The following is a 14727-nucleotide window of genomic DNA, read 5'->3' as shown; positions in this document are numbered from 1 at the left end:
GACAAATAAAATTTTATGGCTGAACCTATGACTTCTCCGAGTCTGAACCGTAGTAAACGTTATGCCACAGTCGCTCTAGTTGTGGCGGTTGTAGCCTGGCTCATACTCATTGCCATGGCCAAGTTCGTGCCAGAGTATGCCTGGCTAATCCAGATCCTGATGCTTGCTGCTGAAGCTGGAGTAGTGGGCGGGCTTGCTGACTGGTATGCGATTACAGTTCTGTTCCGGAATCCTTTTGGTCGTATTCCTATTCCAGCATTTTTAAAAGACCATACAGAAATCATTCCACGCAACAAGGATCGGATTGCCGTATCTATGGGCCGCTTTGTACAGGAAAACTTCCTGTCTCCATCAGTGGTAGAACGCAGTCTGCAAGATACTGATCTGGCCATGGCAGCCGGACGGTGGCTGGCTCAGCCAGATAACAATCTGCAAGTGGTACAGATTATTCAACAGACTGTACCCAAAATTTTTGAATTTGTCGGGCAGGAGCAAATTGGCCGTTTTATCCAGAATAATAGTGTGCAGTGGGTACGTAATACCCAGATCAACACTTTGGCCAGTGAAATGTTGCGTGCTGTACTGGAAAATGATTTTCACCAGGATGTATTGCAGCGTGGGCTGGATCTAGCTCAGGACTGGATGAAGTCACATCCGGAAGAGACACGTGAGCTGACCCGTAAGCTGTTTATGGAACTCGGTGTCTGGAAACTGGCAAGAGGCGCTAGCTGGATTGGTATTGATGTACAGCAGCGGACCGTTGATTCAATGCTTGGCCGGGTCGAGTCCATGCTGGCTGATCCCGAGCATCCGTGGCGGCAGAGTATTGAACAATATGCAAGCCAGCTTATGCTGGAACTGACAGATGAAAATAGCCTGTCGAGTCAACGTCTGAACAGTGCCAAGGATGCCCTGCTCGACAGTCCGCAAGTACTTAACTTTATTAGTGGCGCGGTGGCTATATTGTGTAATGCTGTCAAGGACGATTTAGAAAAACCGGATTCGGGAATTGCTCTGAATTTAAGAGTTGCCATTCAGCAGGTGGGTGAGAACCTGATGCAGAATAGAGAAGTCCGTCACTTGCTGAATCAGCGGATGAGTAGTTTGGCTGTTAGCTTTAGTGACCAGTACAGTGACCGGGTGATTCATTTTATTAGTGAGCGGATTCATGAATGGGATTCGCGGGAAATGATTGACAAAATTGAGAACGAAGTGGGTGGCGACCTGCACATGATCCGCGTTAACGGCGTAGTCGTAGGCGCTTTTATCGGACTGACTCTCGGCATTATTCGCGCGTTGGTGGACTTTGCTTTTTAAGCTTGAGTTAAATTTTAAAAGGAGGTTTACGATATGTTTAAAGTAGAGTCTAAATTTGCCGCACAGAACGTGACCATATTCAGTGTGATGACAGAAATGGCACAGCGCCTGAATGCACTGAACTTGTCTCAGGGTTTTCCAGATTTTCCAGCACCACCCGAACTGGTCGAGGCATTATCTAAAGCCAGTCTTGATGGCCATCATCAATATGCTCCGGGTGATGGCTTACTGACCCTTCGTGAACAGCTGGCTGCCCAGTTTTATAAACGCGACCAGATCAATATTGATCCACGGGCTCAGCTTACCATTACACCAGGCGCTACAATTGCTATTTTTTGCGCTATTCAAGCGATGATTCGTCCGGGTGATGAAGTAATTATTTTTGATCCGAGTTATGACAGCTATGTACCCAGTGTACAGATGATGGGAGGAAGCTGTAAGCGTATAGCCTTGCAAGCGCCAGAGTTCAAGGTTGACTGGGAGCATTTAAAACCACAGGTCAACTCTAAAACACGAATGATAGTCGTCAATACTCCACATAATCCGAGTGCTACTGTTTGGACACGTGAAGACTGGCAACAGTTGATTAAACTGGTGCAAGACACCAATATCGTGATTCTCAGCGATGAGGTGTATGAGCATCTGGTATTTGATGGCCGTCCGCATTTGAGTGCCCTCAGTTTCCCTGAGCTGGCCGAGCGCAGTTTCGTGATTGGTTCATTTGGTAAAACCTTTCATGTGACAGGTTGGAAAACAGGTTATTGTGCAGCTTCACCGCATCTCATGCGCCTGTTTCGTCAGGTTTATCAGTTTGTAAATTTCTGTGCGAATACTCCCTGCCAGGTAGCCTTGGCCAGCTATATGCAGCAGCATCCAGAACATATTGAGCAGCTCGGCAGTTTTTATCAGGCCAAGCGAGACCTGTTTATTGAAGGATTAAAAGGTTCACGCTTCCAGTATGAAGTTTCTCAAGGCACTTATTTTCAGAATCTGGACTACAGCCAGATCTGCCCAGAACTGAATGATATGGAAATGTGTAAATTTTTGGCTGAACAGCATGGTATTGTAGCTATTCCTGTTTCTGCCTTTTATGAAAAACCGCCCTCTGAACTACGTTTGATCCGGTTCTGCTTTGCTAAACAGGAATCTACATTGCATAAAGCCTGCGAAATTTTACGCGGCTGCTAAACAGATACCACTATTTTGGCAGGAATTTACTTAATTCATAGCGTTTTTCAGGTCAGCCCTATGTTAAGGTTATTTTAAAGATAATACTAAAAACAGGGAGAGTGCGACGCACTGTTATGGCACCACATCAAACTACTATACAGCAGCAGAAACTCTGGAAAACTTTTTTAGTTTTTCTTTTACCATTAATTGCAACCAATATTCTGCAAAATCTGTCCGGGACAATTAATACGATCTTTGTCGGGCAGATGATGGGCGTCGAGGCAATTGCTGCCGTTTCCGTGTTTTTTCCAATTTTATTCTGTCTGATGGCATTTGTAATTGGGCTTTCAGCAGGAGCCACTGTACTGGTTGGCCAGGCTTGGGGCGCTCAGAATATACAGAAGGTGCGCTGCGTAGTTGGTTCTACCTTATTTATGACATTAATCGGTGGGATTGTTGTGGCGTTACTGGGGGTTATATTTGCCGAGCATATTTTGCTTGCACTGGGTACAGACCCGGCTGTGATGCATTTATCACTTCCTTATGTCCGCTGGATGCTGGCTGGCAGCCCCCTGCTATTTATTTATATTATTTATACATCTATTTTACGGGGTGTCGGTGACAGTGTAACGCCCCTGATTGCATTGGGTATGACCAGCCTGATCGGCTTAATGATCACCCCTATCCTGATCGCCGGTTATTTCGGCTTACCTAAAATGGGGATTATTGCACCGGCTATTGCGACTATTGTGGGCTACCTTGCGGTGCTGGGCTTTCTTGCAGTTTATCTGAATAAAAAACATCATCCTTTACGTCCAGACCGGGAGCTGTTCAGTTATATCCGTCATCAGCCAAAATTAAGTAAAATTATTTTAAGGCTAGGTATTCCCACTGGCATCCAGATGGTAACCACCTCTGTAGCTGGCCTGGTTATTGTGGGGCTGGTTAACCGTTTTGGTGCCCATGCTACAGCAGCTTATGGTGCAGTTAACCAGGTTTTAAACTATATCCAGTTCCCAGCACTTTCTATAGGTATCGCAGCTTCAATTTTTGCAGCCCAAGCGATTGGGGCGGGTAGAAACGATTTACTGTCACGGGTGAGCCGTACTGCGCTCGGCATGAATTTTGTCATCACTGGCATTCTGGTAATATTAGGCTATCTTTTCTCGAAGTATCTGATGGCACTTTTTATTACCGATCCGGAAGTAGTCGAGCTGGGTCAGCAGTTACTGTTTATTGTACTGTGGTCTATTCTGTTTTTTGGAGCCAGTGCCATTTTCGCCTCCATCATGCGTGCCAGTGGCACCGTAACTGTACCGATGCTCATCAATATCTTTGCTATTTTAGCGATTGAACTGCCATGCGCTTACTGGTTTAGTCAAATCTGGGGCCTTAAAGGAATCTGGTATGCCTATGCACTTGCTTTTGTAAGTCTCTGTATTTTACAAGGTTTGTATTACCAGTTCGTATGGAAGAAAAAAACTGTAGAGGTATTAATTTAAAATAACACTCTCTTTTTTTAGGTATTAAAAAGCCCAGACCCGATAATAGGATCTGGGCTTTTTTTATTTAGTATATTAATAAACAGTTATACGATCTGGTTACGTGGTTTTTTATTCATGCCAGTCAGCAGACCAGTAATATATTGATATTTGGCCGGCATAACGCGCTGCAAGGCATCCAGAAATTTTGCATCATTACCAATCAATAGACGGCGCTTGTCTTTCAGTACCGCATCCAGAATTTGGCGAGCAGCCTCTTCTGGTGGAATACGGAGCAGTTTGTTGAATGAACTGACTGATTTTTCGGGATGCATGCCTAGTGATTTAAGACTTTGATTGACTTTAGCAGCATTGGCAATATTGGTACGAATACCGCCTGGATGCACACATAAGGCACTTACCCCACATTTTTGCAGGTCCAGTTCCTGACGTAACGATTCAGTAAAACCACGCACTGCAAATTTGGTCGCATTATAGGCAGACTGAGTAGGCTGAGCTGTCAGACCAAATAAACTGGAAATATTGACAATATGCCCATCACCACTCTTTTTCAGATAAGGCAGAAATTCTTTAGTACCATATACTACGCCCCAGAAATTAATTCCGACAATCCATTCCAGCTCATCATAATTGGCACCTTCGACTGTTGAAGCTAAAGCAACGCCGGCATTATTAAAAATCAGATTTACCGACCCATGATTTCTGACGGTTTCTTCAGCCCATGCTTTTATTGCTTCACGATCTGCCACATCCACTATCTGGGTAGTGACTCGTACATTACTGTCTTTTAACAGTTCGACAGTCTTTTGCAGGCCTTGCGCATTAACATCACTTAAAGACAAATGGCAGCCCTGTTTAGCCAGCAAAACCGCCAGCTGTTGGCCAATCCCTGAGCCTGCACCTGTAATGGCAGCAACTTTATTTTTAAAATTCTTCATGCATGTTCCTTTATTTTTCTCTCTGCAGTGGCAGATAGATAGCAAATTTCCTTTTCAATATAATTTTGACAATTCATATTGTCAATATTTCTTTAAAGTTAAAAATGCATGAAAAATAAACGGCAGTATCTGACAGCACCTTCGTTTAAAAAACTTGTTAAAATGGCTGCCATAGAATTCTATAGATAATAGGTAAAGATGAGTCAGTCAGAATATGCTCAGGAGCCACAGGCAGATACAGTTGCCAGTTCGAGGGAACGTCAGTTCAAGGGATTATCTCTGTCAGAACGTAAACTTGCACGTCGCACCAAGCTGATTGAAGCCGGAATTGAGGCTTACGGTACTCAAGGTTTTTTTTCAGTTACGGTTAAAGATATTTGCCGTGAAGCCGGACTGACTGAACGTTATTTTTATGAATCTTTTAAGAAAAGTGAACAGCTGTTCCAGACTATTTTTCTCCAGCTGATTGAAGAGCTACAGCAAAGGGTAATGCAGGCTATTATGCAGGCTTCGCCTAATCCTGATAAAATGATTGAAGCCGGCTTACGGGCTTTACTCAACATGTTAAAAGATGATCCACGGGTTGCACGTATCATTTATGTGGATGCCATGCTGGTTCAGGAATTGCATAACCAGGCTACCATTCAGGAAACCATGCTGCGTTTTGATCGAATGATTCAGGCTTTTGTGATGTTAATGATGCCGCATCTAAGCCGTAGCCAGCATGAGGTTTCACTGATTGCGACTGGCCTGAACGGTTATGTCACACAGCTGGCAATTCGCTGGGTTATGGGCGGTTTTAAACAGAGTCTTGAAGATATACTGGCAGCAGCCCAAGTGGTATTTATGGCATTATTAGAAAAATTTGAGAAATAGTCTTTCTTTAAATTGTGAGCTGATCGCTTATCTTTCTTAATTTAATATTGTGATAATTTCTGAATTATTAATACCATACTTTCGCAGAGCTGCTATTTGAATGTAATATTTGTCACAAATAATTGCTAAAATAGAGTTTGTCTCCATTTTTGCAATGATACTGTCATAATTTATCTTTGTAATAAGCCTGTCATAAATAAAAACGGTTCACCGTTAATAACGAATAGGGTATTGCGCTGTGAAAGATGATTATATTTTAATTGTAGATGATGAATTACCGATCCGTGAAATGATTCATACCTCTCTGGACATGGCAGGTTTTCAATGTCTGCAAGCTGAAGATGCCAAGCAGGCTCATCAGATGATTGTTGATCAGCGCCCGGCCCTGATTCTTCTGGACTGGATGATGCCAGGCGGCATCAGTGGTGTTGATCTGTGTCGCCGTCTGAAGCGCGATGAAAATCTTTCTGAAATTCCGGTAATTATGCTCACTGCCCGTGGCGAAGAGGACCATAAAGTACAAGGCCTTGATGCCGGTGCAGATGATTACATGACCAAGCCATTCTCAACTCGTGAACTGGTTTCCCGAATTAAAGCTGTACTGCGCCGTGCCAATGCCTTGAGCGGTGAGAAAACAATTGATGCAAATGGCCTGCTATTAGATCCGGTCAGTCAACGTGTCAGCTTTGGTGATTCCATTCTGGAAATGGGGCCAACCGAGTATCGCTTACTGGCGTTCTTCATGACTCATCCAGAGCGTGCTTATACCCGTGCCCAGTTACTTGACCAGGTCTGGGGCGGAAATGTATATATTGAAGATCGTACCATTGATGTACATATCCGACGTTTACGCAAGGTGCTTGAGCCTTATGGTGCCGACCGCTTTGTACAGACTGTACGTGGAACCGGTTACCGCTTCTCGACCCGTGCTGATGTCGCTCTAGGTTAAACTGACTTTATGTATGAACCATATCCGGTTCCTGAGCTGGCCCGGGACTACAAAAAATTCCGATACAGCAGTTTGTGGACTTTTGCTAAACAGGACTTACGGCTGCTGGTCTTTCTACTGCTCGTTGCCAGTCTGATCGGTTTCGGGATCGGCTATTTCTGGAGCTGTATTTTCATTGGCTTTGTCGTGTTTTTTGCTTTTCAACTACGGTCCTTATATTTAGTAAATGAATGGATTTCTAACCGGCCTTATGATGCTCCACCTAATTTAAACGGTATCTGGGGAGCACTCCTGTTTAATGTATACCGGGCCCAGCGTCAGGAACGCATCGTGCAGGCAGAAATGGTCGGACTGATTGACCGGGCGCAATCTTCATTAGTCGCACTGTCTGAAGCAGTAATGCTGATTGATGATCTGAACCAGATAGAATGGTTTAATCCGGCTACTGAAAAACTGCTTGGTATACAGCCCCTAGATCGTGGTCGTAATCTGCTCACGATACTACGCCAGCCTATTTTTATTGAATATTTTCAAAATATTGATCAGGCGCCAGATGGCATCAAGATGAAGTCGCCCGTGCATGAAGACCACTATGTGCAAATCAAGCTAACCCGTTTTGGTGGCGAAAGTCATTTGCTGGTGGCTTATGATGTTACTCGCATGCAAAACCTGGAACAGATGCGTAAAGATTTTGTCGACAATATTTCGCATGAATTACGCACCCCGCTCACTGTATTAAGTGGCTACATTGAGACTTTTACCGATCAGGAAGATTTGAATCCACGCTGGAAACGGGCATTTGACCAGATGCAGGCACAAACCAAGCGCATGAATTCTCTGGTTAATGACTTGTTGCTGTTATCACGTCTTGAAAATAACAAGAAAATTGCTAAGAACCAGATTGTGGAAATGCCCGGTCTAATGAACCAGCTTTTTGATGATGCTCAGGCCTATAATGTCGATTATGGCCATACACTTAATCTGGATATAGACAGCCATTGTGACCTGATCGGTTCAGATATGGAACTGGCCAGCGCCTTTAGCAACCTGATTACCAATGCCATTAAATATACGCCCAAGGGCGGTACGATTACTATCGGCTGGCATGATGATGGTGAACATGGCTATTTTACCGTACAGGATACAGGCATCGGAATTGACCCACGGCACCTACCAAGACTGACTGAACGTTTCTACCGGGTGGATAGTGCCCGCAGCCGGCAAACCGGCGGTACCGGATTAGGCCTTGCGATCGTCAAGCATGTACTCATGCAGCACAATGCCTATCTGGAAATTGAATCAAAGGAAAATGAAGGCTCGACCTTCAAAGCTGTCTTCCCTAAAGAACGCCTATATCATTTAAACTAGATCTATAAAAAATGCGCCTCAAGGCGCATTTTTTATTATTGGTCTTCTAAAGAGCCTGACCCAGTTTCTGTCCCATAGTCACCACAGAATTGGCCTTAAATTCCGCATCCCAAGCCATTTTATCCTGTTCAAATAAAATTACAGCAGTTGAGCCCAAGTAAAAACGTCCCAGTTCGGCACCCTTTTCCAGTACCACGTTATGCTGGTTCAGCTCAAGACGACCGGACGGTTTTACTTTTCCAGTAACCACTGTTTCAATTCCAGCCACAATCATGGCACCTACCATGACTACCGCCATGCGTCCCAGTTCGGTATCGAACAGACAGACCATACGCTCATTACGTGCAAACAGGCCAGGAATATTCTCGGCAGTAATCTGGTTAACTGAAAACAGCTCACCTGGAATATACAGGGTTTCAGTTAATGTACCCGTTATTGGCATATGGACACGATGATAATCCCGCGGAGAAAGATAGACCGTAGCAAACTGGCCATGTTTAAATGGCTCTGCCAGTTGTGGATCACCGATGAGTTTCTCGACAGAAAAACTTTGTCCTTTCGCCTGAAAAATATCACCGTCATGGATCGTACCCAGCTGTGAGATAGCGCCATCGGCTGGTGAAACGATACTCTTAGGATCAGCATCTACCATACGCACACCTTCGCGTAGGGCACGGGTAAAAAACTCGTTAAAAGATTTATATTTTAAAGCATTAACCTGCTCGGCAATTGACATATCTACGCCATAGCGGGTTTTAAAGGTCTGAATGACCGCCGCACGTACCAGCGGGTTCTCACTGGCAGCAATTTTACCGACTACCCGGCTTAGCTGATGCTGGGGAACCAGGCGCTGGGCCCGAATAAAGATATTTTTTTTCAGACGTGATGTGAGGCTCAAAACGGCAACTCTCCGGTAATAATAGGGCTGTCGAGGCGATTGCCCCATTCACTCCATGCACCATCATAAGCCTGTATTTCCCAGTCGAGAAGTCGGCCCAGTATATAAGCCAGCCCAGAGCGATGATGCGATTGACAATACACCACGACAGGCTGGTCCAGCTGAAAACCTGCATTCTGCAGATTTTGTCGGGTGCGTTCTAGCGGATGCAATTTTAGATGATTTTGTCGGTCAAGGGCAGTACTCCATTCAAAATGGCGAGCACCTGGAATATGTCCACCACGACGGGCTGCAAGACGCAGGCCAGTATACTCATCAAAGGTTCGGCAATCCCATAGCTGGGCGCTATCTTCTTTAATCATTTGACGAAGTAGATCATATTTTACCCGATATTTCTCACTTTGGCCAAGGTCAACCTGTACCAGTGTATCAGCGGCTTTAATAACCGCCTGTTCAGATGAAGTAGGTAAACCGGCAGCCAGCCAGCCATGAATACCACCATTTAGCAGACTGGTCTGTTCAAAACCCAAGCAATGCAGGTTCCAGAGCAAGCGTCCTGCCCATGCCCCGCCTTCATCATCATAAGCAACTACATGATGTTCTGGAGAAATTTGTAAATATTCAATTAGTGCCTGCAGGCCCAGCTCATCTGGGAGCAGGCCAGAGGCTTGCTCTTCATGACGTACTAATAATTTAGGTTTTAAATGTAAGGCGTGCGGAATATGCAGTTGCTGATAAACTGATTCTCGGCTCAAGTCGACAATACGCAGTTTTGGATGACCCAGCTGTGGTAAAAGCTCCTCGGCTTCGATCATTAAACCAAAGTTAAAATCAGGTGTCATCATTACATTTATTTCAGGTTATTTTTTATCTGAAGCCAATTTTAGCATAGTCTAATTTAAAGCCATTGCGGTTTTTTATAGGGCCTTTATAAAATAACTGCTATGTAAACCAGCTTAAATTTCAGGTTCCTGAATATCAAAAACCTGTCGTAAATAGGCCAGAAAGGTATCGTTATCGGTCATGGTTTTACCCGGACTGTCTGAAATTTTGGCAACCGATTGTCCATTGCATTCCACCAGTTTTAAAACAATATTTAAGGGTGTTTGGCCCATATCATTAGTCAAATTGGTACCAATACCGAAACTGACCTGAAAGCGGTCTTTAAAGTACTGATGAAGTTTCCATGCTTTTTCCAGATTGAGGCCATCGCTGAAGGTCAGCATTTTAGTCCGGCTGTCAATTTTTAGCTTGCGGTAATGCTTATAGGCCTTGTCACCCCATTCATAAGGATCACCACTATCATGCCGCAGACCATCAAACAATTTAGCAAAATATAGGTCAAAATCACGCAGGAAGGCATCCATACCCACAACATCAGTTAAGGCAATGCCCAGATCACCACGATATTCCTGTACCCAGGTTTCCAGTGCAGCTTTCTGAAAATTGCGCAGCCGTACATCCAGTGCCTGAAAGGCCTGCAAGAATTCATGTGCCATTGTGCCGATAGGAGTAATACCCAGCTCTTTTGCCAATAAGACATTACTGGTACCACGAAAAACACTTGGACTGGCCTTATGAAACTCTTCAATTACATGCTTTTGCCATTCAAAACTGTAGCGACGGCGTGTACCAAAGTCTGACACCAGAAAAGGAGGATCATTTGGCTGCTGTCCACGCTCATAACTCTTGATCAGTTCCAGCTTGGCTTGCAAACGTCGTTCACCTTCATCCAATACTTCTTTACTGCGAATACGGCGAAAATATAGTTCGTTAACCAGTGCCAGTACAAAGATTTCAAACATCATGGCCTGAACCATTGGGCCTTCAATCCAGATATCCAGCCGGCCTTCTGCATCTATACTGGCTTTAATAAAACGACGTTTGAGCTGAAACAGTTCCAGATAGTCGACAAAATCACTCTTGATAAAACGTAGATTGCGCAAATACTGCAACTCATCTTCTTTAAATGTGAGCTGGCATAAATAATCTAGTTGCTGATTGAGTTCATCCAGGATATCTGACAAAGGATATACAGTATCTTCCAGATTCCGGCAACGAAAATGATAGACACTGTCAGTTTGCGGAAACTTATGTAATACCACCTGTAGCATAGTGAATTTATATAAGTCAGTATCAAGAAGGGAGTGAATAATTGCAGACATATGCAGAAAATTTTTGCTTTAATCTTTTAATTAAAACATATTTTGATGAGCTATAAGCCGAGTTTTTCATGTAGATACGTAAAGCAAGACTATGGTCTTATACTGTTCAGAATCTACCTGCAAACAGTCCGCTAAATTTTTATCTATATTTTAAAAACTTAGCCAGCATATATTATTCGTTCAATAGCTCTTTAAGAGCCTGTTCCTGTCCAATCACTTTAGCAAATTCTGCTACAGTTTTTTGTCCGGGCTGCTGTGTATTCATATCACAGTCGACCTTACGCAGCTGTCTGGCAATTGCCCATTCCATTTTAAAAATAGCACCCATCAAGGCTGTATTACCTTTATTGTCTCTGGCACAGCGGTCAGCCCCGGATGCCAATAATGTGCTGACAATATTTTGCTGGCCATAGTAAGTTGCCATCATCAAGGGAGTAAAACCTGCATGATTTCTGCTATCGACCGGAAATCCATATTTTAGGAATTCATCAATTACTTCTTTATTTCCTGTTTTTGCAGCAGCGAAGAAAAGATCAACCAGTTCCTGCTGGGCTGGCAGCTTACTGTCTTGCACAGGAGACTCAGCTACTTCGGCCATCACGACGGTACTGCTCAGGCAAAATAGTGAAATCAGGAAAGTGCTTTTTAAAAAACTCATCAGGATTCCCCTTAGTCTTCAAAATAATAAAATATCTCTAACATATTGCTGTAATCACTCCACTTTAAAACTAGTGCACCGTATGAGGTAAAGGTGATTAAGTTAACTCACCTTACCTCACTGAAGGACTGACCGGACTTAGTCTTGCAGTTGCTCTGCTTTTGCCTTAACAGTAGCCAGGTTACCTTTTACCGCCTGGGTCAGCCGTGTACCATACTCTGCATCTGCCTTATAAAAGTAGGACAGCATGATGTGTTTGGTTTCGGTATCTTTTACTGCACCCAAATCAGCTGCCAAGTTACGGATCAGGTCATTTTTTTCAACCGCTGAATAGGAGCGATAGAGTTCACCGGCCTGTTTGAATGATTGCTCTTTCTTGATTGCCTGCTGTAATACACTTCCTTCAAGTGGTGTCATGACTGCTTTGGCATGTGTGGTTGAAGGTTTAGGTTCCTTGCGGCTTGGTTCATAGTTCACATCTGAATCACGTTCAGATACATTCATGAAGCCTTCCTGGTTATTGTTATTGACTTTGACCAGAGGACGGTTTACTGGAATCTGCTGATGGTTTGCACCTAAACGGTACATCTGGGTATCTGAATAAGAGAAGATACGGCCCTGTAGCAGACGGTCCTCAGAAGGCTCAATGCCTGGAACCAGATTACCTGGTGCAAATGCCGACTGTTCAGTTTCATTAAAGAAATTCTTCGGCATACGGTTTAGCGTCAAAGTACCTACTTTAACTTCTGGAATCAGGTGAGTGGGCCAGATTTTAGTAGCATCCAGTGGATTAAAGTCGAATTTGTTCAGATCTTTCGGGTCAAGTACCTGAATATATAAATCCCATTTTGGATAGTTTCCGGCATAAATATTGTTGTACAGGTCATTGGTCAGATGATTAAAGTCCTTACCTTGCATCTCACGAGTCTGTTCCATGTTCATGCCTTTAAGCCCCTGTTGAGTACGGAAATTGAATTTCACATACTTATACTCGCCTTTAGCATTGTACAGTTTGAAAGCATGCACACCGAAGCCATCCAGGTTACGGTAGCTGACTGGAGTACCGAGGTTAGAATACACGTAGGTCAGCATATTTACAGCCCAAGGCTGACTTTGCAGGAAGTCAAACACACGGTTTGGATCCTGAACATTTGTCACCGGGCTTGGCTTCATGGCATGAATAAAGTCGGGAAATTTAATAGCATCGCGAATAAAAAATACAGGCAGGTTGTTGCCGACCAGGTCCCAGTTGCCCTCCTGAGTGTAAAACTTCAGGCCAAAACCGTGCGGATCACGTAATGTCTCTGGTGAACCTTTAGGATGGATTACGGTAGAGAAACGCAAGAAAACCGGTGTTTTGATTCCTGCTTTAAATAGTGATGCAACCGTTAAGTCCGATAAGTCTTTTGTCGCAATAAACTCGCCATATGCTCCTGTACCACGTGCGTGTACTACACGCTCAGGAATACGCTCACGACCAAAACGCTGCAATTTTTGAATCAGCTGTACATCCTGAAGCAAAGTTGAGCCATTCTCGCCGGCAGTGATTGAATTCTGGTTATCCCCTACAGGTGCTCCATTGTCTTTGGTCAAAGGCGCTGCGTAACTTGCTGACATGGTAACACCCAGCATGGCGGCCAGTAATGAACGCTTAAACATAACATCATCTCTTTAATTTTCTGCAGCGGCACTTTACTAGAGTCTTTCAAATAGTTAAAAATGATAATAAAAATAAATATAATCGATTATTCAAATATTTAAAAATAAGATGTTGTATAATATGAATAAAATATATATTCAAGTTTAGAAATCGAGTTCTGATACACTATTAACCCAGTCTTTAAATAAGCAAAAAAGAGAGTGAGATGCGGGCATTATTACAGCGTGTACTTGAGGCCAAAGTCATAGTGGAAGGCAAAACTACCGGTGAAATTGGTCATGGGATTCTGGTATTTTTAGGATTAGGGAAAGAAGACACGCTGGATACGGGTAAGAAATTAATCGATAAAATTTTAAAATATCGGTTTTTTGATGATGAGCAGGGAAAAATGGGTTGGAATGTCAGTCAGGTAGGGGGTGGTATTCTACTGGTTTCCCAGTTTACCCTGATGGCTCAAACCCAAAAAGGGTTACGTCCGGACTTTGGACCAGCGATGCCACCGAGTGAAGCTAAAGTACTTTATGAAGACCTGGTTGCCTACACGAAGTCTCAATTTGAGAATGTACAAACCGGTATTTTTGCAGCAGATATGAAAGTCCATCTGGTAAATGATGGCCCGGTTACCTTCAATCTTGAAATAGAGTAATTTTTAAAAAAATATAAAGAAGCCCTCTATTTTAAGAGGGCTGGGTTTTACTATTTACCCGTTTTTTCCTTTAAAAACTGGCGAGCCATTTTAATTTTTTCTTTAACCGGCTTTGGCAGTTTAGGTGGAAGCAGTTTTGCTACCTGGTTAAACCAGACCAGTAAACCAAAATCACCTTCCATTTTAATACTGCCATTTTGCATCCCTGTCATAAAAGCAGTTGGATCACCTTTAAGCAGCGTCTTCACCCCCTGCTCACTATCTGCAAACTGTAAAATAAAGTCAGCTTTTTCAGCAGAACCAGATACAGTTTCTACTTGCCCATGATTAATGACAAACTGACGTGCCATCCCCTGTTCTGTCCCAATCTGGATACGGAACTGGCGATCATGGGTCAGTTCAATAAACTTTGGACTGGTACGGGCCAATTGCTTCATACGTAGAGCTAATCCCATCAGGAGTAAATCGAGAGGATCAGTACTCAGGTCAACCAGAGGCAAGTGAACAACAGGAATTGAAGAGAGTTTCATGACATGCGCGCCTATTATATTCTTATAAAAAATAATCTTATGATCGTAGC

Annotated in this window: 14 protein-coding genes; 7 read left to right on the top strand and 7 right to left on the bottom strand. The window is 43.6% G+C overall.

Translation table 11 applies throughout. From position 1 onward, the window contains the following. Positions 1-15: 15 nt before the first annotated feature. From B3X18_RS01600 to B3X18_RS01590, 3 genes are all read left to right on the top strand, one after another. A complete protein-coding gene (locus B3X18_RS01600; protein WP_286935074.1) occupies positions 16-1317 on the top strand; it encodes a DUF445 domain-containing protein in 1302 nt (433 codons plus the stop codon). Between the two features lie 33 nt (positions 1318-1350). Next, the gene (locus B3X18_RS01595; RefSeq protein ID WP_034669746.1) at positions 1351-2505 is read left to right on the top strand and encodes a methionine aminotransferase; all 1155 of its coding nucleotides are present in this window, start codon (positions 1351-1353) and stop codon (positions 2503-2505) included. A 116-nt stretch (positions 2506-2621) separates the two neighbouring features. Then, entirely contained in the window at positions 2622-3989 is a 1368-nt protein-coding gene (locus B3X18_RS01590; protein WP_034669744.1) for an MATE family efflux transporter, read from the top strand. 86 nt (positions 3990-4075) lie between these two features. Here B3X18_RS01590 and B3X18_RS01585 read toward each other — a convergent pair whose 3' ends face one another. Then, positions 4076-4927, bottom strand: a complete 852-nt coding sequence (locus B3X18_RS01585) for an SDR family NAD(P)-dependent oxidoreductase (RefSeq protein ID WP_034674861.1) — start codon at positions 4925-4927, stop codon at positions 4076-4078. 198 nt (positions 4928-5125) lie between these two features. On the opposite strand from B3X18_RS01585, the gene B3X18_RS01580 reads away from it, so the two are divergent. The 3 genes from B3X18_RS01580 (at position 5126) to phoR (ending at position 8120) form a co-directional block, all read left to right on the top strand. Continuing rightward, positions 5126-5803 carry a TetR/AcrR family transcriptional regulator gene (locus tag B3X18_RS01580; RefSeq protein WP_005023996.1) on the top strand — a complete coding sequence of 226 codons (678 nt, stop codon included), beginning with the start codon at positions 5126-5128 and terminating at the stop codon, positions 5801-5803. A 238-nt stretch (positions 5804-6041) separates the two neighbouring features. Continuing rightward, entirely contained in the window at positions 6042-6752 is a 711-nt protein-coding gene (gene phoB, locus B3X18_RS01575; protein ID WP_005017756.1) for a phosphate regulon transcriptional regulator PhoB, read from the top strand. Positions 6753-6761: 9 nt separating this feature from the next. Further along, positions 6762-8120 carry a phosphate regulon sensor histidine kinase PhoR gene (phoR, locus tag B3X18_RS01570; RefSeq protein WP_005017755.1) on the top strand — a complete coding sequence of 453 codons (1359 nt, stop codon included), beginning with the start codon at positions 6762-6764 and terminating at the stop codon, positions 8118-8120. Between the two features lie 46 nt (positions 8121-8166). Here the strand turns inward: phoR and asd are convergent, their stop codons facing one another. The 5 genes from asd to B3X18_RS01545 form a co-directional block, all read right to left on the bottom strand. After that, positions 8167-9018, bottom strand: a complete 852-nt coding sequence (asd, locus tag B3X18_RS01565; RefSeq protein ID WP_005017748.1) for an archaetidylserine decarboxylase — start codon at positions 9016-9018, stop codon at positions 8167-8169. Beyond that, positions 9015-9863, bottom strand: a complete 849-nt coding sequence (locus tag B3X18_RS01560; RefSeq protein ID WP_034674859.1) for a sulfurtransferase — start codon at positions 9861-9863, stop codon at positions 9015-9017. The genes asd and B3X18_RS01560 overlap by 4 nt, the downstream gene beginning before the upstream one ends. Positions 9864-9974: 111 nt before the next feature. Continuing rightward, the gene (gene pncB, locus B3X18_RS01555; RefSeq protein ID WP_034674856.1) at positions 9975-11183 is read right to left on the bottom strand and encodes a nicotinate phosphoribosyltransferase; all 1209 of its coding nucleotides are present in this window, start codon (positions 11181-11183) and stop codon (positions 9975-9977) included. Between the two features lie 172 nt (positions 11184-11355). Next, entirely contained in the window at positions 11356-11781 is a 426-nt protein-coding gene (locus tag B3X18_RS01550) for an ankyrin repeat domain-containing protein (RefSeq protein WP_372410837.1), read from the bottom strand. A gap of 198 nt (positions 11782-11979) precedes the next feature. After that, positions 11980-13500 carry a catalase gene (locus tag B3X18_RS01545; protein WP_005023983.1) on the bottom strand — a complete coding sequence of 507 codons (1521 nt, stop codon included), beginning with the start codon at positions 13498-13500 and terminating at the stop codon, positions 11980-11982. 206 nt (positions 13501-13706) lie between these two features. On the opposite strand from B3X18_RS01545, the gene dtd reads away from it, so the two are divergent. Continuing rightward, complete coding sequence (gene dtd / locus B3X18_RS01540) at positions 13707-14147, top strand: D-aminoacyl-tRNA deacylase (protein ID WP_005023981.1); 441 nt, start codon at positions 13707-13709, stop codon at positions 14145-14147. 50 nt (positions 14148-14197) lie between these two features. Here the strand turns inward: dtd and B3X18_RS01535 are convergent, their stop codons facing one another. After that, the gene (locus tag B3X18_RS01535) at positions 14198-14677 is read right to left on the bottom strand and encodes an SCP2 sterol-binding domain-containing protein (protein ID WP_005023979.1); all 480 of its coding nucleotides are present in this window, start codon (positions 14675-14677) and stop codon (positions 14198-14200) included. Between the last annotated feature and the right edge of the window lie 50 nt (positions 14678-14727).

This window comes from Acinetobacter sp. UBA6571 (assembly GCF_002434085.1).
GTDB classification, from domain to species: domain Bacteria; phylum Pseudomonadota; class Gammaproteobacteria; order Pseudomonadales; family Moraxellaceae; genus Acinetobacter; species Acinetobacter radioresistens.
Note: the sequence above shows the minus strand (reverse complement) of the source record. Positions and strands in the feature narration are given on the sequence as shown.

Bases quoted from the DNA above. Each gene is read 5' to 3' on its own strand.
- B3X18_RS01600 (WP_286935074.1), top strand. From the start codon at position 16: ATGGCTGAACCTATGACTTCTCCGAGTCTGAACCGTAGTAAACGTTAT.
- B3X18_RS01595 (WP_034669746.1), top strand. From the start codon at position 1,351: ATGTTTAAAGTAGAGTCTAAATTTGCCGCACAGAACGTGACCATATTC.
- B3X18_RS01590 (WP_034669744.1), top strand. From the start codon at position 2,622: ATGGCACCACATCAAACTACTATACAGCAGCAGAAACTCTGGAAAACT.
- B3X18_RS01585 (WP_034674861.1), bottom strand. From the start codon at position 4,927: ATGAAGAATTTTAAAAATAAAGTTGCTGCCATTACAGGTGCAGGCTCA.
- B3X18_RS01580 (WP_005023996.1), top strand. From the start codon at position 5,126: ATGAGTCAGTCAGAATATGCTCAGGAGCCACAGGCAGATACAGTTGCC.
- phoR (WP_005017755.1), top strand. From the start codon at position 6,762: ATGTATGAACCATATCCGGTTCCTGAGCTGGCCCGGGACTACAAAAAA.
- B3X18_RS01560 (WP_034674859.1), bottom strand. From the start codon at position 9,863: ATGATGACACCTGATTTTAACTTTGGTTTAATGATCGAAGCCGAGGAG.
- pncB (WP_034674856.1), bottom strand. From the start codon at position 11,183: ATGTCTGCAATTATTCACTCCCTTCTTGATACTGACTTATATAAATTC.
- B3X18_RS01550 (WP_372410837.1), bottom strand. From the start codon at position 11,781: ATGGCCGAAGTAGCTGAGTCTCCTGTGCAAGACAGTAAGCTGCCAGCC.
- B3X18_RS01545 (WP_005023983.1), bottom strand. From the start codon at position 13,500: ATGTTTAAGCGTTCATTACTGGCCGCCATGCTGGGTGTTACCATGTCA.
- dtd (WP_005023981.1), top strand. From the start codon at position 13,707: ATGCGGGCATTATTACAGCGTGTACTTGAGGCCAAAGTCATAGTGGAA.
- B3X18_RS01535 (WP_005023979.1), bottom strand. From the start codon at position 14,677: ATGAAACTCTCTTCAATTCCTGTTGTTCACTTGCCTCTGGTTGACCTG.